A 326-nucleotide genomic window follows, 5' to 3' on the forward strand; every position below is an offset into this window, starting at 1 on the left:
GGAAACGGCTGGGAATGGATGAAGGACTGGTATGACCCGGAATACTACAGCCATTCGCCGGTAAAAGACCCGCAGGGTCCAGAGCAGCCGGTATTTAAAGACGCGGACGGGTACTACACGCGGGTGCTGCGCAGCCAGGACTTCTCGGGACCGGGGCTCGGGCTGACCATGGTGCGCTATAAGGCGGACCCGGAAAGCAGATCATACCGACCAGGCGACAAAACCGTGCGCTGCGCCGTTAACCACCCGAGTCCGGTGAAATGAGGGCTGTGATAATGAAAAAAGACAGGTTGTGGCTGTGTGCCATTGTGATGGTCGCAGCATCT

At 58.0% G+C, this 326-nt stretch carries 1 pseudogene; it reads left to right on the forward strand.

What is annotated here, in order from left to right:
* Positions 1-264 (forward strand): annotated as a pseudogene (locus tag OGW16_RS02060) (formylglycine-generating enzyme family protein); the annotation flags it as partial.
* Positions 265-326: the final 62 nt, after the last annotated feature.

This window comes from Citrobacter sp. Ce104, from assembly GCF_030334595.1.
Classification (GTDB): Bacteria; Pseudomonadota; Gammaproteobacteria; order Enterobacterales; family Enterobacteriaceae; genus Citrobacter; species Citrobacter europaeus.